The organism is Candidatus Campylobacter infans, assembly GCF_013416015.1.
Classification (GTDB): domain Bacteria; phylum Campylobacterota; class Campylobacteria; order Campylobacterales; family Campylobacteraceae; genus Campylobacter; species Campylobacter infans.
Map to the genome: position 1 here is coordinate 336,608 of NZ_CP049075.1, position 22,622 is coordinate 359,229.

Below are 22,622 nucleotides of genomic sequence, written 5' to 3' on the forward strand. Positions count from 1 at the left end.
TTTTTACGCAAAAATTGTATAATCGCGCCTTTTTGTATTAAAATTTTAAGTTAAATGGATAAAAAATGAATAAAATTTTAACCCCGCAAAATAGGCAAATTTTTTTCTTTATTGTTTTGGCTTACGCATTTAGCGTGCTTTGCAGGTTAGATTGGGTTTGGTGGGCTAGCGGTTTTGATGAGTTTATTTATAATGGCAAAATTATAATTAACACAAACGATGGCTATGCCTTTGGCGAGGGCGCGCGCGATATGCTAGCGGGTTTTCACCAAGAAGGCGATTTGAGCTATTATGGCGCGCCACTTTCTACGCTTGCTTATTTGATTGTAAAATTTACTCCATTTAGCTTAGAGGGCGTTATGCTTTATCTTAGCGCTGTGCTTAGTTCGCTGATTGTGATACCTTTGATTTTAATTGCTAAAACCCTTGGCGCACCAAGGGCTGGGCTGTGCGCGGCGCTTCTTGCTAGTATAGCTCATAGTTATTATAACCGCACGATGGTTGGGTATTTTGATACGGATATGCTAAATATCGTGCTTGCTTGTTTTATTATTTGGGGTTTAGTTCGCTTAAATGCTTATAAAGACACCATCAGCGCGCTAATAGTTAGCCTTTCTATGCTAATTTATTTTTGGTGGTATTCATCTAGCTTTACGCTAAATGTAGCCTTGATAGCTATGTTTTTGCTTTATACGCTTATATGGCATAAGAAAGAAAAGATATATTATTTAACTATGATTTTAATGCTTCTGGCTATTACAAGCATTGCCATTTGGTTTAAAATTTTATTATTTGCGCTAATTTTATTTTTATACAAAAGCAAATTTTATCAACTCTCAAATAAACAAAACGCCATAATAATCGCCCTTGGCGCGGTGATTTTTGCCATTTTCGCACTTAATGGCGGACTTAATCCTATTTGGTTTCAATTAAAATTTTATTTACTCCGTAGCACGCCAGAAAAAGACACTTTAAATTTTATATTTTTTAATGTAAATCAAACCATCTCAGAATCAAGCATTATACCTTTTGGTTTATTTAGCGAGCGTATTTCTAGCGCGCTTGGCGTGTTTGTTTTGTCTTTTGTTGGCTATATTTTGGCTATTTTTAGGCATAAGATTTTATTGCTAAGCTTGCCTATGTGCGCGCTTGGTTTTTTGGCTCTTTTTAGCGGGCTTAGATTTACTATTTATGCTGTGCCTTTTATGGCTTTTGGGTTTGGCTTTTTGCTTGAAATTTTAGGCTCTATGCTAAATGAACGCATAAAGCAAAAAAGCCTTTTTTTACTTATTTTTATTTTTATTTCATTTATACCGATTTTGTATTTACAAAGCCAATTTGGTTTAAATATTGAGTTTTGGTTGTGTTTTTGTTTATTTTTATTAGCCTTAGTTTTTATGATTTTTAATTTTAGCAAGGATTTGGGCGCGCAGTTGATGTTTGTGGGCTGTATTTTTGCGCTTGCACCATCGCTTGTGCATATTTATTCTTATAAGGCTCAAAGCGTGTTTTTCAAAAATGAAGTAAGCGTGCTTGATAGCCTTAAATCCATTGCTGATCGCGAAGATTACGCGCTTGCGTGGTGGGATTATGGCTATCCAATAAGATTTTATAGCGATGTTAAAACCTTAATCGATGGCGGCAAGCATTTAGGATCTGATAATTTTGCCGTATCTTTTGCTCTAATTAAGCCACAAAGACCCTCAGCAAATATCGCCCGCTTAGAAGTAGAATACACGCAAAAGAATTTACATGAAAACTTCGGCCTAAATCTCGCAAAAATTATGAAAGACTATAATGCTAGCGATGTAAATGAGTTTTTGCTAAGTTTAAATGATGAGAACTTTGCTCTGCCTAAAAAAACGCGCGATATTTTTTATGTTTTGCCAGATAGAATGCATTATATAATCCCTACTATTTCGCGTTTTAGCCAGATTGATTTAAAAACTGGCAAATCTTATGCAAATAGCCTTTTTATGGTTCATCAAAACGCTAGCCAAAGCAAGCGCGGCATCGAACTTGAAGGCGGTATGTATTTGGATAAAACGCTAAGCCAGCTCAACATAAACGGCAAAAATTTGCCCGTAAATACTTTTATAAACACAGAATATAAAGATGGTAAATTGAGCGTTGAGTATTCTAAATTTGATGAAAGAGGGCTGATTTTTGTGATTTATATGAGCGATTATGGGCGCATTTTAGTAATGGATAAAACGATGTTTGAGAGCACTTTCATTCAGCTTTTTGTTTTAGAAAATTACGATAAAAAATCTTTTTGAACCAGTGATTTTAAAACCAGAAATTAAAAATTACAAATTAAAGGTTTAAGTTTGGTGATTTTTTTAAAATTTATTTTTAAAAAATTACTTTTATTTTGAACTTAAAATTATTTTGAACTTAAAATTTTGGTGTGGTTTTAAAATTTTATTATTTTTTTGCGCGGATTTTTTTTATTAAATTAAAATTTCACACTGATTTTGGCTTTTAAATTTATGATTTTTTTTTATTTTGTAGTTTAAATTCTGCACGGGTTTTAAAAAAAAATTATTAATTATTTTTGCGGTTTTTTTGCGCGGTTATTTTTTAAAAATTTTTACACGCATTTTTTAAATCTTATTTTTTTAAAAATTTGCTTTTTAGTATTTTTAAAAATTTTAATCAAATCAATTAAATTCATAAATTTAAATCAATAAGGAGATTTTTATGTTCCTAAACAAAAATATCATTTTATTGCTTTTAGGGCAAGGTTTTAGTGGCGCTGTTGTCTCTTTGCTAACTTTTAGTAGTGGATTAGCTGGAAAGTGGCTGCTTGATGGTATTTTGTATGCTAAGGCTTGTCTGCATTGTTATAATAGCAGTTTTGCCTCGCTTCCTATCTCTGCTACGCTTTGTGGAGCATTTATAGCTGTATTTTTTTCATCAAATTTAATGCAAAAATTTGGTAGAAAAAAGGTCTTTTTATATGCTTCTTTGATTGGTTGTTTGGGCGCTGGTTTTGCTATGTTTTCACTAGTGTCTGGGCTATTTTATCTATTTTGTTTTGCGACTTTTTTGCTCGGATTTTTTACTGCGCTTAATCAATTTTATAGATTTTTAGCTAATGAAGCTCTAAATTTAGCTACGCAAAATGACAAAAACAGAGCTACAGCCTTTGTCGTAGCAGGTGGGATAATGGGTGGTATTTTAGGACCAAATTTAGCAAACATCGGCACTTTGATATTTGATACGCCTTTTGTTGGCTCATTTTTATTTGCGCTTTTGCTTTGTGCTATAAATTTTGCTATTACTCTGCCATTAACGCTTACTTCACCAAATACTAAAAAACCATCTCAAAAAGTTCCTTTACTAACTTGCTTAAAAGAGCCAAATTTCATTCTTGCTACGCTAGCTTGCGCTTTTGGATTTGCATTTATGACGCTCATTATGAACGCAGCACCACTTGCGATGAGTGAATATAAATTTAGCTATGACGAAGCTAAAAGTGTGCTTGTGTGGCACTTCATAGCTATGTATGCACCAAGCTTATTTTTAGCGTTTTTTATGAAAAATTTAAGTCCGTTTAGGCTTATTTTACTTGGGATTTTGTTTTATTTGATTGCTGTTTTGGTAGCACTTTTTAGCGTGAGTTTTTGGGGATTTTGGGTGAGTTTAGTGCTTGTTGGTATCGGCTGGGCTTTTAGTTTTAATGGCGGAACATTTATGCTAAATGCCATAAACTCAGAGTATAAACTACGCTTACAAGGTCTAAATGCTATTAGCATTTTTGGAGCAAATTTGTTAGCAAGTTCTAGCGTAGGATTTGTGCTAGCAAGTGGTGGTTGGGAAGTGCTAAATTTGATTTCTTTTGGATTTATAGTGATATTTTTATCTATTATTTTCGGACTTAAAAAGATATGAGTTAAATTAAAGTAAATAGTTGGTATAATCTCCTTTATGATAGAACCAAGTAGTATAGAAAATTTAAAAGCCATAATAGATATAAGCGATGTCATAAGTAGCTACATACCGCTGAAAAAATCAGGTGGAAACTTTGTGTGCGTATGTCCATTTCACAACGATAAAAATCCAAAGCAAGCGTGGCATCGAACTTGAAGGCGGTATGTATTTGGATAAAACGCTAAGCCAGCTCAACATAAACGGCAAAAATTTGCCCGTAAATACTTTTATAAACACAGAATATAAAGATGGTAAATTGAGCGTTGAGTATTCTAAATTTGATGAAAGAGGGCTGATTTTTGTGATTTATATGAGCGATTATGGGCGCATTTTAGTAATGGATAAAACGATGTTTGAGAGCACTTTCATTCAGCTTTTTGTTTTAGAAAATTACGATAAAAATCTTTTTGAACCAGTGATTTTAAAACCAGAAATTAAAATTTACAAATTAAAGGTTTAAGTTTGGTGATTTTTTTAAAAATTTATTTTAAAAAATTACTTTTATTTTGAACTTAAAATTATTTTGAACTTAAAAATTTTGGTGTGGTTTTTAAAATTTTATTATTTTTTTGCGCGGATTTTTTTATTAAATTTAAAATTTCACACTGATTTTGGCTTTTAAATTTATGATTTTTTTTTATTTTGTAGTTTAAATTCTGCACGGGTTTTTAAAAAAAAATTATTAATTATTTTTGCGGGTTTTTTTTGCGCGGTTATTTTTTAAAAATTTTTACACGCATTTTTTAAATCTTATTTTTTTAAAAATTTGCTTTTAGTATTTTAAAATTTTAATTATTTTTTGACTATTTTAAAGTCTGCGATGATTTTAAAATTGTAAAATTTCGTGTTTATTTTAAATTTTAAATTTATGATTTTGTGCTTTTGATTTAATGCTTTGTCGCGTGCTTTTTTTGTTTTTTGCGCTCGCCCGCGTGTTTTTAACCACGCAAGCCAAACTAAACGCACCCGCTCGCCACATTCTTAGCCACGCACACTGCGTTTTTTTTGCGTTCGTCCGTACTAACTATGCCACACTCTTAGCTACGCGCTTTTATGCTCCACGCTAAACCGCCAAGCCAAATGCGCCTGTCTGCGCCTTGCCACACTATCAGCTACGCGCCACGCGCTAAATCCGCCCCGCTTTTTGCGCACTCGCTCTCAATTCACTATACCCACAAGCCAAGCCACCCAAGCCCGCCACGCGCTAAATCCATTTGCCCGCCACGCATTTTTTATTTTTATTATTTCAAATTCCGCACTGGTTTTGAAAAGATTTTTGAAATTTTAAAATTAAAAGATTTTTTGAAAATTAGAATTTTAAAGAACAAAAATAAAAACCCCGCTAAATTTTAGAAATTTAGCGGGGTGAAAAATTTAGTTTAATTTACCCAAATTTCTATATTAGAAATTAACATTTGAGCTACCTACATTGATTGTGCAAGGTAAAGTAGCCACTGACGCACCGTTTGCAACTCCGCACATATTCTTAATACCAGATAGCTTAGTTAGATTAGTGCACGCGTTGTCATTATTAGTAGATTCTTTCTCGATTTTAATATTAGCATCACCTGATGTAGTACCATCTGTAGCCGTTACTTTTAAACATTTTACATTTTTAACTTTTATGTAACCTGTTAAACTTGATACTTCATCAAGCGCGTTTGTCATGTCGCTTAGTGTAGCTGTTGTTCTAGTGCTTCCTGTGCTGGCTTTCTTTTTGAAATCGCCTTGCGCTGTGTAATAAGCTGCTATATCACCAACAGCAGTGGTAAGATTCGTTGCTGCTTTGGCCATTTCTGCATCATCTCTGGTAGCTGCTAGTCTTGGGATCGCTACAGACGCCAAAACACCTAAAATTACGATAACAAATATTAACTCAATCATCGTAAAACCTTTTCTCATCGAAAACTCCTTGTGTTGAAATCCTAAGCAAACGCTAGCCCTATGATTGAGATTTTTGGAGTAAGCCACCGTCTGCTTAGTGCCTGCTTCAAGCAAGCGCAAGAATTATAGGGGGGGTTAAACTAAGCTTAAATTACATAAAGTTTTTTAAAAAAAATTTCAATTTTTTAAAAAATTTTAATAAATTTCTTTAAAAATTTGGTAAATGTTTTATAAATTTTAATGTTTTTTTGCTTTATAAAATCTCTAAATTTTATAAATTCTTTAAAAATTTTGTGATTTTGCATTTTTTAAATTCTCTAAATTCTTTAAATTTTAAGTGCTTGGCTTTTTTTAAATTCTCTAAATTCTTTTAAAAATTTGGCGCAGATTGGGTTGGTTTTGGGTTTGGTTTGTGGGTTCGCGGTGAGAATAAAGGGCGTGGCGTTTGGCTATTGCGTGGCACAAATGGCTAGCGCGGAGTAGGCGCGCGCGTTGTGGGTGGGATTTGGAGTGGGTTAAAAATTGTGGTGGGTTTTATAATGGCGTGGCGGTTTGGCGCGTGGTGGTTGCGCGGTTGAGAGCTAGGCGGGTGCGGGGCGTGTGGCTAAGAATGTGGCGGGCGGGCAAAAATTCAATTTTAAAATTTGGTTTTAGTGAATAAAAATGTGTGTGGCGCGTGGGTTAAAATTTGGCGGATTTTTTGAATGAAATTTTAAAATTTTATTTTGGCTGATAATTTGGCGGGCGCGGGGCGGTTGCGCGGTTGAGAGCTAGGCGGGCGCGGTTTGTTTTTAAACAACGGCGCGGGGCGCAGATTTAAAATTTGGCGGATTTGTTGAATGAAATTTTAAAATTTGTTTTGCGATTGTGGCTGAGAATTTGGCTAGCTGTGCGCGCGCACGCGGGTTTGATAAAGGCGGGGCGAATTTGGGGTTTTTGGCGCGTGAGTTTGTGGGTGTTTTGAATGAATTTAAAATTTTAAAATTTGTTGGATTGTAGCTAAGAATTTGGCGGGCGTGTTGGATAACGGCGTGGCAAATTTGGGTTTTTTGGCGGGCGGGCAAAAATTCAAGTTTAAAATTTGGGCGGTTTGGCGGATAAAAATGTGTGTGGTGCGTGGTTAAAATTTGGCGGGTTTATTGAATGAAATTTTAAAATTTTATTTTGGCTGGGAATTTGCGGGTGCGCGGGTTTGTGATGTTTTGAATAAATTTAAAATTTTAAAATTTCATTTTGGCTAAGAATTTGGCGCGAAATTTTAATGGCGTGGCGGTTTGATTGGCGGGTGCGTGGCGCGTGGCTGAGAGTTTTGGTGCGGGGCTAAGAATTTGGTGCGGGTTTAAGGGTTGGCGGTTTGGCTAGCTGTGTGCGCGCACGCGGGTTTTATAATGGCGGGGCGAATTTTGATTTTTGGCGTGTGGGTTAAAAATTGAATTTTAAAATTTGGGCGTTTGGCAGATAAAAATTTGCGTGGCACTGGTTACTTTAAATAACGGCGTGGCATTAAAGGCAAAGGGCGTTAAAAGCGTTACATTAAAATAAATTTTAAAATTTGGGCGGTTTGGGCGCGCGTAAGAGCGTGGTGGGCGGTTTGGGCGTGTGGCTGAGAATTTGGCGTGGGTTTTATGAAAGGCGTGGCGAATTTGGCTTTTTGGTGCATTGAATTAAATTGAAATTTTAAAATTTTATTTTGGCTAGGAATTTGGTGCGTGAGCAAAATTAAATTTTAAAATTTTGGCGTTTTTGTGGGCGAATTAAAAGCTAAATTTTAAAATTTAGTTTTGGCTGAGAATTTGGCTGGCTGGTTCAAAATAAAATTTTAAAATTTGGGCGGTTTGGTGGATAAAAATATGCGGGGTGCGTGGTTAAAATTTTATTTTGGTTAAGAGCTTGGCGCGTTTGGTTTTGGTGTGTTTAAATTAAAATTTTAAAATTTGCTTTTTGGCTAAGAATTTGGCGCGAAATTTTAATGGCGTGGCTCGTGGTTCGCGGGATTTGTTTTTAAATAATAGTTGGTTTGTGGGTTTTAATAAAATTAAAATTTTAAAATTTGGTTTTTGGCTGAAAATTTGGCTGGCTGGTTCAAAATAAAAGTTTAAAATTTGAGCGGTTTGGCGGATGAAAAATGCCGAGCGCGTGGTTAAAATTTGGGTTTTGCGAGCGAATTAAAAGCAAAAATTTTAATGTAAATAATCTTTCTTAAAAGCTTAATTAATTTTATCTTAAAACTAAAAATTAAGCAAAAATTTTAAGGCTTTAATTAATTTTGCCCTTAAATTAAAAATTAAGCTAAATTTCTAATTTAAATAATCTTTCTTAAAAGCTTTATTTAATTTTGCCCTTAAAGTTAAAATTAAGCAAAATGTTACAAAAAGAAACGAATTTTAAAATTTTCAAAATTTTTTGTTACCTTTTTACAACTTTGCTTTAAAAAATCTCTAAAATGCCGCCAAGCAAAAAGCTTAAAATTACAAAATAAGGAGCAAAAATGCAAAGTGCTGGTGCAAAATTTAGACAAGCCGTTAAAGATAACCATCCCTTGCAAGTCTTAGGCGTGATAAACGCTTATAGCGCGATTCAAGCGCAAAAAAGTGGAGCAAAAGCTCTGTATTTAAGTGGGGCTGGCGTGGCAAATGCTAGTATTGGTTTGCCAGATCTTGGTATGACAAATCTTGAAGATGTTTGTATTGATGTGCGCAGAATAACCGCTGCTAGCGATTTACCACTGCTTGTAGATGCTGATACTGGCTGGGGTGGGGCGTTTAATATAGCTAGGACGATTAAAGAGCTAATTAGAGCCGGCGCTGGGGCTTGCCATATAGAAGATCAAGTAGCCCAAAAGCGTTGCGGACACCGCCCTAATAAAGAATTAGTCAGCAAAAATGAAATGTGCGATCGCATTAAGGCTGCTGTTGATGGGAGAATTTGCTCTGATTTTGTGATTATGGCGCGCACTGATGCGCACGCTAGCGAGGGGCAAGCAGCAGCGATTGAAAGGGCTATGGCGTATGTTGAAGCTGGTGCGGATATGATTTTTGCTGAGGCTATTCACAGCCTTGATGAATATAAGCAATTTAGCCAAAATATCAAAGTACCTGTGCTAGCAAATATTACAGAATTTGGCAAAACGCCGTATTTTATGACAGATGAGTTAAAACAAGCTGGCATTAGCTTGGTGCTTTATCCGCTTTCAGCATTTAGGGCGATGAATAAAGCAGCGCTTGATGTGTTTAAAGATATCATCGCAAATGGCTCGCAAAAAGCTAGCATTGAGAAAATGCAAACCAGAGATGAGCTTTATCAAATGCTTGGCTATCACGATTTTGAGCGTAAATTAGACGCATTATTCAGTAAATAAAAGGAGAAAAAATGAGTGAAAATATCGCAAAAACTAAACAAGGCGGTTTGGCTGGAATAATAGCTGGCGAGAGTAAAATTTGTACTTGCGGGCTTGGCAATGGTTTAAATTATTATGGCTATGATATTAAGGATTTGGCGGCAAATTGCGAGTTTGAAGAGGTTGCGTATTTGTTAAATCGTGGTGAATTGCCAAATGAGCGCGAATTGATTGATTTTCGCCGTGTGATAAAAGCTCAACGCGGATTAAGCAAAGAGCTAAAAGATTTAATTCGCGCTGTGCCAAAATCTGCTAATCCTATGAATTTAATGCAATTAGTAGTTTCAGCTCTGGGCGCGCTTGAACCTGAAAAGGATAATTTTAGCAATCAAAATGAAAAAATCGCGCGCTTGCTTGGGGTTTTGCCGTCTGCGCTTTGTTATTGGTATCACTGGGTAAGTTATGGCGAAGAAATAGAGTTTAATACTGATTATGAAAGCATCGCTGGATATTTTTTAAGCAACCTTAGACAAAAAGAACCAAAAGAAGATTATATTAAGGCATTAAATTGCTCGTTGATTTTATATGCTGAGCATGAGTTTAACGCTTCTACTTTTACAGCAAGGGTTTGTGCTTCTACTAGATCAGATATTTTTAGTGCCGTAGCTGCTGCGATTGGTTCGCTTCGTGGGCCACTTCATGGTGGAGCAAATGAAGCTGCTATGCATTTAATAGAAAGCTTTGATAGCGTAGAAGATGCGATAATTGGCGTAAATAATATGTTAGAGCGTAAAGAGCTTTTGATGGGCTTTGGACATAGAGTTTATGGGGTAGGCGGCGATCCACGCAATGCTATTATAAAAGAATGGAGTCGCAAGCTAGGTGGGGATACGGATTTATTTAAAGTAAGTGAAGCTATTGAAATGGTAATGAAAGACAAAAAACCAAATTTACCGCCAAATGCTGATTTTTACAGCGCTTCGTGCTATCATTTTATGGGCATACCAACTGATCTTTTCACGCCGATTTTTGTTTTAAGTCGTGTAAGTGGCTGGACAGCGCACATTAAAGAACAACGCGCAAATAACAAACTAATCCGCCCAAATAGTCTATACATAGGCCCAGAGCCACGAGAGTTTGTGCCAATGGGTGAAAGAAAATAAAATTTTAAACGCCAAATTTTAAAATTTACAACTAAAAGGGGATAAAATGAGTAATGATATGGGGATTTTAGAGGCTAAACGCCCTGATTTTGACGAGCTTTTAACCAAGATCGCGCGCTATGCTAGCGATTTTGAGATTAAATCAGATTTAGCTTATGAGACGGCAAAGTATTGCTTGATGGATACTATCGGCACGGGGCTTTTGGCGCTGAATTTTCCAGCTTGCACTAAGCTTTTAGGGCCAGTAGTAGAAGGGGCTGAGTTTAGGCCACTTGGAGCAAAAATCCCAGGCACTAGCTATCAATTAGAGCCTGAAAGGGCTGCTTTTAATGTCGGCGCGATGGTGCGCTGGCTGGATTTTAACGATACTTGGCTAGCGGCTGAATGGGGACATCCAAGCGATAATTTAGGCGCGATTTGGGCGGTTTGTGATTATATGAGCCGTAAAAATATCTCACAAGGCAAAAAGCCACTAAGTATCAAAGATGCGCTAACTGCGATGATAAAAGCGCACGAAATTCAAGGCGTTTTGGCACTAGAAAATTGCTTTAATAAAGTAGGGCTTGATCATGTGCTTTTAGTAAGAATTGCTAGCACGGCAGTAGCTTGTAAGCTTTTAGGTGGCAGTTTTGAAGAGATTAGAAATGCTCTTTCTCACGCCTTTATAGATGGTGGCGCGCTTCGGGCTTATCGCCACGCACCAAATACAGGATCAAGAAAAAGCTGGGCAGCTGGCGATGCGAGCAGTCGTGGCGTAAATCTAGCCTTAAAAGCATTAAGTGGTGAAATGGGCTATCCAAGCGCACTAAGCGCGAAATTTTGGGGCTTTGAAGATGTTAAGATGCGCGGAGCTAAGCTTAGCATACCACAAGAGTTTTCAAGCTATGTGATGGAAAATGTTTTATTTAAAATTAGCTTCCCGGCTGAGTTTCACGCTCAAACAGCAGTAGAATGCGCGCTAAAACTCCACGATGAGGTTAAAGACCGCTTAGATGATGTAGAAAAAATCATCATCACCACACAAGAAAGTGGCCATAGAATCATAAACAAAACAGGCGAGCTAGCAAATCCAGCTGATCGTGATCATTGCATTCAGTATATGGTGGCTGTGCCGTTAATTTTTGGGCGTTTGCGTGCTGAGGATTATGAAGATAGCGTGGCAAAAGATCCTAGAATAGACGCTTTGCGCGCAAAAATGAGCGTAGAAGTAGATGATCGCTACACAAAAGAATATTTACAAAGTGATAAACGCTCAATCGCAAATGCCGTTCAAATTTTCTATAAAGATGGCTCAAAAAGCCAAAAGGTTGAGGTTGAGTATCCAATAGGCCATAAACGCCGCAGAAGCGAAGGAATTCCGCTTTTGATTAAAAAATTTGAGAGCAACCTTGCTGGGCGCCTAAGTCCAAAAAAATGCGAGCTTATAAATAAATTATTTGCTGATCAAAAAACGCTTGAAAATACGGCGTTTAATGAGTTTAGTGATTTATTTGCTTTATAAATTTTAATTTAGCGCGGATTTTGCTTGATTTTTTATAAAATCTTAGCAAAACGCGCTATAATCTCGGCTTTATTAAAATTTTAAGCCGTTATTCTTATAACTTTCAAATTTTTCTTAAAATTTTAAAATTTCAAACGATTTAGCAAGCCATTTAAGGCTAAAATTAAATATTTTTTAAGGATTAAAAATGCGTAAAATTTGTCTTAACGCTGAAAATAAAAAGCTTGGCCAAAATGCTTTAAACAACGGGGGGGGGGGTAGAAAATGCTTTATTGTAAAAAATGCCTACAACCTAACACAAGACCTAGTATTGTTTTTGATGATGGAATTTGTGGTGCTTGCTTGTGGGAGCAAGAAAGGCAAAAAATTGATTGGAGCGCAAGAGCAAAAGAGCTTGAAAATATAGCAGATAATGCAAAATGCAAGGCAAAGGGCGCGTATGATTGCGTGGTGGGCGTTTCTGGTGGTAAGGATTCTACCTTTCAAGCTTTGTATGCAAGAGATGTTTTAGGTTTAAGAACCTTATGCGTAAATGCCGAGCCTGTCGATATAACCCCAATTGGCAAGCATAATATTGAAAATTTAAAAAAGCACGGCTTTGATGTTATATCAATTAACCCAAACAAGCAGCTTACCTTAAAACTAATGAAGCATGATTTTTTAACTTATGGCAACCCTATAAAATGCACAGAATACACGCTTTATGCATCAGCTTATATAATTGCTGATAAGTTTGATATACCATTAATCATTCAAGGCGAAAATGCAGGACTTACCCTAGGGGTTGGCATAAATAAAAAGAGATTTGATGAGCTAATTTCAAGCACTGGCGGGGATTGCTTAGATATAATAAACGCTAATACCGTAAAAGATGATCCTTTGGCTATTTATCAAAAAAACGGCCTAAGTCAAAAAGACTTATTTTTATATAAAATTCCATTAGAATCAATAATCCAAAAAGGCATTCGTGGCGTGTGGTTAAATTATTACGCCAAGCAATGGTCCCAGCCAGCAAATGCAAAATTTGCGATAGATAAAGGCATTCAAATATATCCAAAAAACACAAATCCTTACGACATAGGCACTTATAGAAGGTTTTTTCAGCTAGATGCTTATACGGTGATTTTTAATCAATATTTAAAATATATAAAATTTGGCTTTGGGCAGTGTAGCGATCATGTGTGTTATGATATTAGAGAGGGTTTGATCACGCGAGATGAGGGCAAGTTTTTGATTAAAGAACTTGATGGTAAATATGGTGAGTTTTATCTTGAAAAAATGGCGAGTTATCTTGATATGGACGCAAAAACAATGCTTGAATATGCACAAAAATTTAGAGGCGATATGTTTGAAAAAGACAAAAATGGCAAATGGCAGTTAAAAAATCCTATTTGGGAGCAAGAGCCAATTCAAGGCAAATACAGCATAAAAGACATTATGCAACGCTTAGGCATTTAAAATTTTAATTTATTTTATCGCGCAAAATCACTTTAAAATTTTATATTTTTGGTTAAAATAGCCAAAAAAGCTAAGGATTATTTGTGCAAATAAGCTTTGAGAGTGTAAGCGTGGCGTTTTTGCTGGCTTTGCTAGCTGGTGCTTCTACTAGTATTGGTGCGCTAATTGCGTTTTTCTCGCATGACAACAATTCTAAAATTTTATCGGCCGGGCTTGGATTTTCAGCTGGGGCGATGGTTTATATTTCATTTATGGAGCTTTTGCCTGAGGCTATAAATGATTTTAAAAAGCACTTCATTTATGGCGATTTAATCGCGCTTGGCGTGTTTTTTTTGTCTATGTTTTTGTGTATTTTTATAGATAAAATCGTGCCAAAAGATGTAAATCCACATGAGATAGAAAACGCTAGGAATTACGATGAATTAAAATTTACAGATGAGCCAAAAGCAAATTTTAATCCCGCCCAGCCCAAAACAGCAAAAACTATCACAAAGCACCATAAAAATAGGCTTAAACGCACGGGCATTTTCACAGCTTTGGCTATTGGGATTCATAATTTTCCAGAAGGTTTTGCTACTTTTGCTAGCGGGCTTGAAAGTATTGGGTTTGGCTTAATGATAGCACTTGCTGTGGCAATTCATAATATCCCTGAGGGCATTGCTGTTAGCTTGCCGATTTATCATGCTACTGGCAATAAACGCAAGGCTTTTATTTTTACGATGTTATCGGGGCTGGCTGAGCCGCTTGGCGCGCTTGTTGGGGCGTTGGTTTTATTGCCGTTTTTTGGTGCGTTAGGGCTTGGGATTAGTTTTGCTTTTGTTGCTGGGGTAATGATTTTTATTAGCTTAGATGAGCTTTTTCCTGTTGCTAAAACTTATGCTAGCGGGCATGAATGCTTGTATGGGTTAATTGCTGGTATGGCGATAATGGCACTTAGTTTAAAGCTTTTGAGCGTGGCTTAAATTTTAATTTAGCCTTGCTTTATTTAGCGTGATTTTATTACAGATATTTTTATATAAAAAGCTTATTATGCGCCCTTAAATTTAAGGGGCGAAAAATGAATAAAATTTCAAATTTTCCAATAATGTTTTATGCCGTAGTTATGGGACTTGGCGGGCTTTGTGTGGCTTATGAGAGCTTAAATAAATTGCTTAAACTTAGCCAAAGCGTTGGTTTTGTTTTAAATGCTTTTACTAGCTTGGTATTTGCTTTTATTAGCTTTATTTATATAATTAAGATTATGAAATTTCCAAATGAAGTAAGGGCTGAGCTAAATCATCCAATAAAAATTAATTTTTTTGCTGCTTTTGCTATTTCGCTTTTGCTTTTGGCTATTGTTTTTAAAAATAACGCAAGCGCGCATTTTGGGCTATTTTATACAGGGCTTGTAGCACAAACTTTTATGAGTTTTTATGTTGTGGCTAGCTGGATAAATCGCAACCTTGAAATCAAGCATTCAAATCCTGCGTGGTTTATACCTATTGTGGGAAATTTATTAGTAATTACTACCGCACAAGGCAAGGATTCTTATTTGTGGTTTTATTTTAGTTTTGCTTTATTTTTTTATATCGTGCTTTTTAGTATTATTTTTTACCGCATTTTATTTTGTGATCAATTACCGGCTAAGTTTATGCCGACTTTGTTTATTTTTATAGCTCCGCCATCTATGGCTTTTATTGATTATATCAAGCTTACGGGAAATTTCAATGAGTTTAGTATGTTTTTTTTTGAGTTTGGCGATTTTCTTTGGAATTTTAGTGCTTTTTATGTATAAAAATTTCTTAAAATTAAAATTTTTTCTATCTTGGTGGGCTTTTACCTTTCCTACGGCAGCACTTTGTATAGCCTTGATAAAAGCTTATGAATTAACAGAGCATAAGGGCTTTTTGTGGGGCGGTTTGGCTGCGTTTATTGGGCTTTGTGCTTTGATTATCATCGTGGCATTTTATACAATTAAAAGCATTAAAAATAACGATATCTGCGTAGCAGAGCAATAAAAATGGTAATGCGCGGTATGCTTTTTTGGCGCGTTTAATTTGATAAAGGATAAAATATGAGTAAAAAATGTATGTTTTGGGATAAAACTATTCGTTTAATTTTAGGCTCTGGCTTTATATTTTTGTTTGGCTTTGTTTGTCAAAGCTGGTGGTGGTTAGTTGGAGCGTGGTTTATATTAACGGCGGTTTATGGCTGCCCGCTATATCGCTTTTTGCCTTGTTGTAAAGCAAAATGCGAGATAAAATAAAATATTTAAGGCTTTTGGCTAAATGCAAAAGCCTTAAAGCTTATAAAATATTTTTATAAATAACCGCATCTATTCTAGCTGTGATTGCTTTTAGTAATTCATCATCATTGCTTATTAAAAGTGCTATTTTGCTATCAAATAAATAATCATTTGCAAGCTCTTGTAAGCTTTTTGCAAGATCTAAACTCTCGCAGGCTAAAAAATTTATGCCATTTGCGTTTGCAATTACTGCTTGGATTTCATTTTTTATTAGTATGAATTGGCTTTTTTGTTCTAAGCTTTGCTTGCTAAAATCACAAATTTTTGGGCGTTTAAATGCTACAAGCTCGTGTCCTATGATTATCATTGCTATCCTTTTAATCTTTATTACAATCTTGGCAAAGGCCATTTTTCATGCTCTTAGGGCTTATGAAAGTACCACATTTTTTGCATTCAACTAATTCTATGTTTTCATTTTTATTTTTTTTGCTTTTAAACAAAAACCAAACCAGCCCTATTATTAGCACTAAAATTAGTAATTTTGCTAGCATAAAACCCCTTTTAAAAATGCGTAATTTCTAGTGTTTTGATTTATTATTTTTATTTGTTTGATTTTGCTTTTAAGCGCGCTTAGTTCGTTATTTACGCTAGTGCCTTTATATAATAAAAATAAAGTTTGCTCATCATAAAAGCCTTTTGAAATTTCAAGTAAATTTATTATTTTAAAAGCAGCGCGCGAGCAGATTAGATCGGCTCTAAAAGCTGTGTGGTTTTGGATTTTTTGACATTTTATGTTTATATTTTTTAAATCCAGCGCGCTTTTAATTAGCATTAAAAAACTTGCCTTTTTTTGCGCTGGTTCAAATAAAAAAAACTCACAATCTTTTAAATAAAGCGCTAAAAATATCGCCGGCAAGCCAGCCCCTGAGCCTATATCTATGGCTATTTTTAGCTCGCTTGGATTTAAAAAATTTAGCGCGTAGATGCTGTCATTTATGGCTAGGCTTAAATCATCATAAGCGCTTAGATTATGAATGGCATTAAATCTAGCAAAAAGCCTTTTATATTCGCTAATTTTTACATCAAAATCTTGTGGGGCTTGCATTTTATACCTAATCTAATAAATGCCCCATTTGCTCTTTTTTTATGCGCAAATAGTTTTTATCGTATTTGTTGGCTTTGATTTGTATGGGAATGCGCGCGATGATATGTGCGGATTTTAAGGCGTTTAGCTTGGCTGGGTTATTTGTGATTAGTTTTATATTTTTAATGCCAAAATTTTTTAAAATAAAATCTGCTATTTCGTAGCTTCGCTCATCAGCGCCAAATCCTAGTTGGTGATTTGCCTGGATTGTATCAGCGCCTTGATCTTGAAGTTCATAAGCGTTGATTTTGTTAAAAAGCCCTATATTTCGCCCTTCTTGGCGCAAATAAATCAGCAATCCGCCATTTTGTGCTATAAAATTTAGCGCATATACAAGCTGCTCGCCACAATCACACTTTAAAGAGCCAAAGCCATCGCCCGTAAGGCATTCTGAATGTATTCGCACATTTATATTTTCGTTATTTTCTATGCGTTTTGCTAAATCTGTGCTAAAAATCGCCGCGTGTTCTTTAATGGCATTATTTATAAGCTCTTTATAAACGCAAATTTTAAAATTTCCAAAGCGGGTTGGTAGATTTGCTGTTTTTGAAATTTCTATATTTTTTGGATTAAAATTTGGCTTTGTCATTCAACCACCACGCGTTTAATATGCGGCATTAGCTTAACTAAAATTTCATAATTTATAGTATTAAAATGCCTTGCAAAAATATTTGCATCATCAAATACGCAGATTTGCTCGCCGCTATCAGCGCAACTAAAACTATCCATACTCATCTTGCCAAGCATCACCGCGCCATTTGCTAGCTTTAACTCCCCGCGCCCATCATAGCGCAAAAGTCCATCGCCATAGCCTAAATCATAAGTAGCAATTGGCATATCATCATTTGCGCTAAATGCGCCACCATAGCCCACGCTTTGACCTTTTTTAAGCACGCGCGCGCTCAAACGCTTAGCCCAAAGGCTTAAAACCGGTTTTAATTTTAAGCTGTCATTAAATTGCCCATAGCCAAACTGAGCTATGCCGATGCGCGCGTATTCGTCTTTAAAATCGCCTTTTTGTATGCGCTCGCAAGCTGCTGAATTAGCCGAGCTAAACACTAAATTTTTAAAATTAAAATTTTGGCAAAGCATTAAAAACTCAGCCTTACATTCTAAAAACATCTGCCTTTGGACATTAAAATTTGCGCTTAAAATATCAGCACTGCTATAATGAGTATAAGCTCCGCAAATGTTTATATTTCGTTCTTTGGCGATTTTTAAGGCTTGGGGTAATTGATCTTTTAAAATCCCGTGGCGATGCATTAAGGTATCGATGCTAATATGCGCGCGAACGCCAGGTTTTATGATATTTAAAGCGTTTATATCGTTTATGGCGTAAATAAACTTAGCATTTTCATCTTCATAACCATCAACCAAATGCGATAAAATCAATATTTCATCAAAAAATTGACTTATTGTTTTAGCTTCATCTAAGGTTCGCGTGATGGCTCTTTTTATGCCAAACTCGCTAGCAAGTGGTGCAATTTGCGCTATTCCATGCCCATAGGCATTATCTTTTAAAACGATAAAAACGCGCTCTTTTGCGCCGATTTTATTTGTGATTTGGCTTAGGTTATGAAAATAAGCTGATTTGCTAAGTTTGATTAAAGACAAAATTTTATCCTTTATTAGCTTTGGTGGGTTATTTTTCTGTTAAAATTTTAATTTTATCGGCATTTAATCTTAAATATAAGATTTTTTTGCCCTTAAATTTATGGCTTTTTGCTTTGTAATTTTCATTAAAACTTACCCTAAAAATCTCGCCTTTATCGCTACTTGGATAAGGCGTTATGCTAAAATCTGTAAAAGTAATGGATTTTTGTTCTTTTTTAGCAAAAATGGCTCGTTTTTTCTTTGCGAAGGCTTTGTAATTTTGCCCATTATAAAATTTAAAATTTTTATCATAAAAGCTTAAATACGCCTTTATGTCGTTATTTTGCCAGGCTTTTTGCCAGGCAAAAATCTCAGCCAAAATGCTAGCAATTTGTGCTTTATTAGCATTTGGCGCGCCTTTTTGGCTAATTATTACCACGCCAGCGTTATCATTTACTATTTTTTCATATTCAAATAATCTATCATTTTCTAATGCCACGCAGCCGCGAGTTTTTAGCGTATCTGTGCGCTCGCCATTCATTGGATAGCCGTGTATCCATATACCACTACCCGTGCGCTTGCGTAAAATATCATATAAATTAGGATAATTTAGTGAAAATGCCACAGGCCCAAGGTAAGGATCGCTAGGTTTAAAATGGCGCGTGATGATGTATGCGCCAACTGGGGTTTTAAGATCGCCCTCTTTTAATTTTTCGCCCATAAGCCCTGTGATTACTTGATTTGAGAATTTGCTTGTAAGCACGCCGTTATCGTAGTAAAAAAGCTCTAAGCTTTTGGCTGTTTTATCAATAAAAGTGATTAAAATCGCCTTATCATAATAGCCAAATTTTAAATCCTTGCCATTTAAAATTTGCTCCCAGTGTTGTTTGCTTTGTAGGCTTGAAATTTGCGCGCTTTCATCGCTTTTGGTGGAATTTTGCTCTGGGTTTTTAGCTTGCATAAAGCTTAGGGTAAAAACCAGCGCAAATATCAATATTTTCATCATTTTAGCTCTATTTTTAAAATTATAAAGGCGCAATTATAGCTAAGATTTATGATATTAAGTCAAATTTTATGCCTTTTTATATAAAATTGCGCATTTTTTTAATGAAATTTTAAAGGATATGCTATGAATAAAAAAATTTTTTTAGGACTTGGATGCGCTTTATTTAGCTTAAATGCCGCAAATGTAGAAATTAGCGAAGCTTACGCAAGAGCCTCAGTGCCAAACAACAAAAACTCAGCCATATTTTTAAAGATCAAAAATAAAGCAAACACCGATATAAGCATCATCGCAGCTAATAATGACAATAGCAGCTACACAGAGCTTCATACCCACAAACACGAAAATGGTATGATGAAAATGGTAAAAGTAGATAAGCTTTTAATACCTGCCAATTCAAGCTTAGAGCTAAAACCAGGTAGCGATCATATAATGCTTTTTGATCTAAAAGAGCCACTAAAAGCTGGCACTAGCGTAAAATTGGAATTAAAATTTGACGATGGCGATAGTAAGATGATAGAAAATATCATTGTAAAAGAGCTAAAACCTATGAAAAAAATGAATAATAAATAAGATTTTAGGTGCAAAATGTTTAAAAATAAAAACGAACTTTTTAATTTTTTTCACAATTTAAAAGAAGAACCAAATTTTAAAAAAATAAATTTTACTAAAACAGACTTAGAAAATTTAAGAGATGATATTTATGATTTAATCTTAAAAGCTGGTGATTTAGCACCAAGAGAATGTTTGTTGTTATTTGAGTTTTATGCTAAGGCAAAATTAAGCCCAAAAAAAGAGCTAGATATTTATATCCAAACCGCTAATAAGTATTTAGCCTCAATGCAATCAGCAGATGAAAAGCTGCTTTTTGCCGAGCTAAAAGCTGTGTGCTTGATGCTAAATAGCGATGAAAAAGCACTTTTAGAATACGCAAAAATCATAAGCACATTACAATTTAGCCAATTAAGCAAGGTTGAGGAATTTATTGATTTTTTTAATGGCTTGTTTAAGGATATTGGGTTTAGAGAGTTTTATAAAATTTGTAAGCATTTGTTTAATCCAAAAACATTTTTAAGTCTTAGTGCCACCGAGCAAAAAACCATTCTTACAAATACAATGGCGTATTATTTAAGCTTTGATAAAATCAAAATAAAAGCCGATTTTGCGCGTATTTATGAGCTGATGATAGTGTTATTTAATGCCTTTGTAAAAGATAAAAATCTTGATATGGCTTTGTATATTTGCGCTTTTATGTTAGAGTATTTTACGGACGATAAAGAGCGCGTAAATGCTGAGGTAATGCAAGCCATACAAAATCTTGCGTATAATTATGCCAAAAATGAAAACCTGCCAAAACCGCACAGCAATAAACACGAAAAAATCCGTGTAGGTTTTATGCGCGGTAGAGTTAGCTTTGATTTAGCTTATAAGATAGAATATTCTATGCTTAAAGCCTTATTAGAAGATAAAAATATAAATGAAAAATGCGAGTTTTATTTTTATAGTTTTCAAATGCCGCAACTTGGCGATGATAATCCTGTATTGATGGTGGATTTGATATCGCTTGGCATTGATTTTAAAGCGCCAGCTGCTGGTATGCACGCGCTAAATAAATTTTTATTTGATAGTTTAGAAAAGGCTAAGATTATTAGAGATGAGATTATTGCTGATGAGATCGATGTTTTAATAGATCTAAGTGGCTTTAATGAAATAGCTAATTTTATATTTAGCACACGAACGGCTAAAAAGCAGGTTTATTTCGCACATAAAAACGCACAATACGATATAAAAAATATCGATGAGCGCGCTAGTTTTTGCGATGATTTATCAAATGATAAATTTCATTTTGAAAAATTAAGCGTGCCTATGGATATAGCCAAATTTTATAATCCGCCAGTAGATGAAAATTTAATTCAAAGCATTAAGCAAATGTATCCAAAAGATGCTTTTATTTTTGGCGGGGATTTGGCTAGTAGTGATGATGAGCGTTATTTGCGTTGCGTGGCGCAAATTTTAAAAGATAACAAAAACTCAATTTTTATATCTTATGGCACTAATTCTAAAAGCGTTCAAAATAAGCTTAAAAAATTTGGTATGAGCAAGCGCGTGTATTTTCCTGGTGATGTTGATACGCATTTATATGGGCATATTATTGATTTGTGGCTTGGGGATTTTAGGCTAAATTTTAAAAATGAAAAATTAAACGAATATATGAGTAAATCAAAGCCTGTGTTGTATTATTTTGAGCCTAAAATTTTAAAAAGTCAAGATGAAAATATTAAGGCCTTTATGCAAAAATTACAAGAGCTTGATTTTCTAGCCCTTAGCGAACAAGACTACATACAAAAGGCAAACGAACTAGCAAAAAGCCCAAAAATGCTAGCAACGCTTGGTAAAAATTGCGCTAATTTCATAACCCAAACAAACAAAAATGCACAAGAAAGCTTGATTAAAGAATTTAATAAAATAATATTTTAAAATTTGAGTTAATTTATCGCTGATTTGTTTTTAATGAGCTAAATTTTATTTAAAATCAGCGATATTTTGCGCGTATTTTATGCTTTGATCTTCTTGGATTTTGAGATTTAAAAACCCATCTTGTGCGATTATTACGATGGTTGAGCCTAATTCAAACTTGCCAATATGCTCGCCTTTTTGGTAGCTTATATCATTTAGTTTATAGCTTGCTAGGCCTTGCTTGGCGTTTGTTTGGATTTGTGGGAGTTTATCGATGCTGATTTTACCGACATTTAGCGCGCCTACAAATACTAGCCAAAAGATTTTATCCTTACTTTTACATTCTAAAACCACGCGTTCATTTTTAGCATAAAGATTTTTTACTTTTTTTAAAAGGGCTTTTGATACGCTCCAAAGTGCGCCTGGCATATACTTAGCGCCCAAAAGCTCAAAATCACAAGGTGCGTGAAAATGATGATAATCTCGCGGACTAAGATAAATGCCAACATAATCAAAACCATCGTTTAATTCATTTTCATTAAGCCCTAGAAGCTCACTTACATTATAATCGCAGTTTTTTATGCTAAAAGCTTGATTGTGTGCGCCTTTGCCTGCGTAAAAGATTTTGCCATCACTTGGGCTAATAAAACCTTCATCAAGCTTGCGAGGTTGATTTAACGAGCGCGTAAAAAGCGCATTCAAGCTATCATAATTGCTTGCTGGCAAAAACTCACTTAAATCTATCTTAAAATAATTCACATAGCTTTTGTTTATGAAATTTTGAATTGCTCTTGGGAATTTTTTAGCGCAAAGCACGCCAAAATAATGAGAAATGGCATTTTGTAGCATTTAGAACCTTATAAAATTATTTTATGCTATTGTGCGTTAAATTTTAATGATTAAAATTTTAAAACAGCCTTGA

At 35.0% G+C, this 22,622-nt stretch carries 19 protein-coding genes and 2 pseudogenes; 13 read left to right on the forward strand and 8 right to left on the reverse strand.

All coding sequences use genetic code 11. The features are described 5' to 3' along the window. The first annotated feature begins 65 nt into the window (after positions 1 to 65). The 4 genes and pseudogenes from CINF_RS01785 to CINF_RS01800 all read left to right on the forward strand — a co-directional run bounded on the left by CINF_RS01785 (position 66) and on the right by CINF_RS01800 (position 4,396). Positions 66 to 2,279 (forward strand): STT3 domain-containing protein, encoded by a 2,214-nt coding sequence (locus tag CINF_RS01785; protein WP_240156142.1) that lies wholly within the window; start codon positions 66 to 68, stop codon positions 2,277 to 2,279. A gap of 424 nt (positions 2,280 to 2,703) precedes the next feature. Beyond that, on the forward strand, positions 2,704 to 3,897 hold the full coding sequence (locus tag CINF_RS01790) for an MFS transporter (RefSeq protein ID WP_179975528.1): 1,194 nt from the start codon (positions 2,704 to 2,706) through the stop codon (positions 3,895 to 3,897). A gap of 36 nt (positions 3,898 to 3,933) precedes the next feature. Beyond that, positions 3,934 to 4,068 (forward strand): annotated as a pseudogene (locus CINF_RS01795) (CHC2 zinc finger domain-containing protein); the annotation flags it as partial. Between the two features lie 31 nt (positions 4,069 to 4,099). Next, positions 4,100 to 4,396: a hypothetical protein gene (locus CINF_RS01800; RefSeq protein ID WP_338025063.1), complete on the forward strand. Its 297-nt coding sequence runs from the start codon at positions 4,100 to 4,102 to the stop codon at positions 4,394 to 4,396. Between the two features lie 941 nt (positions 4,397 to 5,337). On the opposite strand, the gene CINF_RS01805 is transcribed toward CINF_RS01800, so the two are convergent. Further along, positions 5,338 to 5,838 (reverse strand): type II secretion system protein, encoded by a 501-nt coding sequence (locus CINF_RS01805; protein ID WP_179975530.1) that lies wholly within the window; start codon positions 5,836 to 5,838, stop codon positions 5,338 to 5,340. Positions 5,839 to 8,308: 2,470 nt separating this feature from the next. Between CINF_RS01805 and prpB the strand changes: the two genes are divergently transcribed. The 7 genes and pseudogenes from prpB (at position 8,309) to CINF_RS01840 (ending at position 15,524) form a co-directional block, all read left to right on the forward strand. After that, a complete protein-coding gene (gene prpB, locus CINF_RS01810) occupies positions 8,309 to 9,178 on the forward strand; it encodes a methylisocitrate lyase (protein ID WP_179975531.1) in 870 nt (289 codons plus the stop codon). Between the two features lie 11 nt (positions 9,179 to 9,189). Then, positions 9,190 to 10,320 (forward strand): citrate/2-methylcitrate synthase, encoded by a 1,131-nt coding sequence (locus CINF_RS01815; RefSeq protein WP_178697057.1) that lies wholly within the window; start codon positions 9,190 to 9,192, stop codon positions 10,318 to 10,320. A 46-nt stretch (positions 10,321 to 10,366) separates the two neighbouring features. After that, positions 10,367 to 11,821, forward strand: a complete 1,455-nt coding sequence (prpD, locus tag CINF_RS01820) for a 2-methylcitrate dehydratase (protein ID WP_179975532.1) — start codon at positions 10,367 to 10,369, stop codon at positions 11,819 to 11,821. A 264-nt stretch (positions 11,822 to 12,085) separates the two neighbouring features. After that, the gene (locus CINF_RS01825) at positions 12,086 to 13,279 is read left to right on the forward strand and encodes an N-acetyl sugar amidotransferase (protein ID WP_179975533.1); all 1,194 of its coding nucleotides are present in this window, start codon (positions 12,086 to 12,088) and stop codon (positions 13,277 to 13,279) included. An 83-nt stretch (positions 13,280 to 13,362) separates the two neighbouring features. Further along, positions 13,363 to 14,241: a zinc transporter ZupT gene (zupT, locus tag CINF_RS01830; RefSeq protein ID WP_179975534.1), complete on the forward strand. Its 879-nt coding sequence runs from the start codon at positions 13,363 to 13,365 to the stop codon at positions 14,239 to 14,241. A gap of 140 nt (positions 14,242 to 14,381) precedes the next feature. Then, a pseudogene (locus CINF_RS01835) lies at positions 14,382 to 15,276 on the forward strand (SLAC1 anion channel family protein). Between the two features lie 56 nt (positions 15,277 to 15,332). Beyond that, on the forward strand, positions 15,333 to 15,524 hold the full coding sequence (locus CINF_RS01840; RefSeq protein WP_240156143.1) for a YgaP family membrane protein: 192 nt from the start codon (positions 15,333 to 15,335) through the stop codon (positions 15,522 to 15,524). A 40-nt stretch (positions 15,525 to 15,564) separates the two neighbouring features. Here the strand turns inward: CINF_RS01840 and CINF_RS01845 are convergent, their stop codons facing one another. Genes CINF_RS01845 through CINF_RS01870 form a run of 6 tightly spaced genes read right to left on the reverse strand, consistent with a single transcriptional unit; the run spans position 15,565 to position 19,243 of the window. Further along, positions 15,565 to 15,870: a hypothetical protein gene (locus CINF_RS01845; RefSeq protein WP_178697227.1), complete on the reverse strand. Its 306-nt coding sequence runs from the start codon at positions 15,868 to 15,870 to the stop codon at positions 15,565 to 15,567. A gap of 10 nt (positions 15,871 to 15,880) precedes the next feature. Continuing rightward, positions 15,881 to 16,054: a hypothetical protein gene (locus CINF_RS01850; protein ID WP_178697228.1), complete on the reverse strand. Its 174-nt coding sequence runs from the start codon at positions 16,052 to 16,054 to the stop codon at positions 15,881 to 15,883. Beyond that, positions 16,048 to 16,608: a 16S rRNA (guanine(527)-N(7))-methyltransferase RsmG gene (rsmG, locus tag CINF_RS01855; protein WP_179975535.1), complete on the reverse strand. Its 561-nt coding sequence runs from the start codon at positions 16,606 to 16,608 to the stop codon at positions 16,048 to 16,050. Before rsmG ends, CINF_RS01850 begins: the two co-directional genes overlap by 7 nt. Positions 16,609 to 16,615: 7 nt before the next feature. Continuing rightward, complete coding sequence (gene ribA, locus CINF_RS01860) at positions 16,616 to 17,206, reverse strand: GTP cyclohydrolase II (protein ID WP_178697250.1); 591 nt, start codon at positions 17,204 to 17,206, stop codon at positions 16,616 to 16,618. 26 nt (positions 17,207 to 17,232) lie between these two features. Next, entirely contained in the window at positions 17,233 to 18,261 is a 1,029-nt protein-coding gene (locus CINF_RS01865) for an alanine racemase (protein WP_179975536.1), read from the reverse strand. A gap of 28 nt (positions 18,262 to 18,289) precedes the next feature. After that, positions 18,290 to 19,243, reverse strand: a complete 954-nt coding sequence (locus tag CINF_RS01870) for a L,D-transpeptidase family protein (RefSeq protein ID WP_240156144.1) — start codon at positions 19,241 to 19,243, stop codon at positions 18,290 to 18,292. Between the two features lie 126 nt (positions 19,244 to 19,369). Here CINF_RS01870 and CINF_RS01875 point away from each other — a divergent pair, with 126 nt between their 5' ends. Both CINF_RS01875 and CINF_RS01880 read left to right on the forward strand, forming a co-directional pair. Continuing rightward, the gene (locus tag CINF_RS01875) at positions 19,370 to 19,816 is read left to right on the forward strand and encodes a copper chaperone PCu(A)C (protein ID WP_178697232.1); all 447 of its coding nucleotides are present in this window, start codon (positions 19,370 to 19,372) and stop codon (positions 19,814 to 19,816) included. 15 nt (positions 19,817 to 19,831) lie between these two features. Continuing rightward, positions 19,832 to 21,721 (forward strand): hypothetical protein, encoded by a 1,890-nt coding sequence (locus tag CINF_RS01880; RefSeq protein ID WP_179975538.1) that lies wholly within the window; start codon positions 19,832 to 19,834, stop codon positions 21,719 to 21,721. A 45-nt stretch (positions 21,722 to 21,766) separates the two neighbouring features. Here CINF_RS01880 and CINF_RS01885 read toward each other — a convergent pair whose 3' ends face one another. Next, a complete protein-coding gene (locus CINF_RS01885; protein ID WP_179975539.1) occupies positions 21,767 to 22,549 on the reverse strand; it encodes a phosphatidylserine decarboxylase in 783 nt (260 codons plus the stop codon). Positions 22,550 to 22,622: the final 73 nt, after the last annotated feature.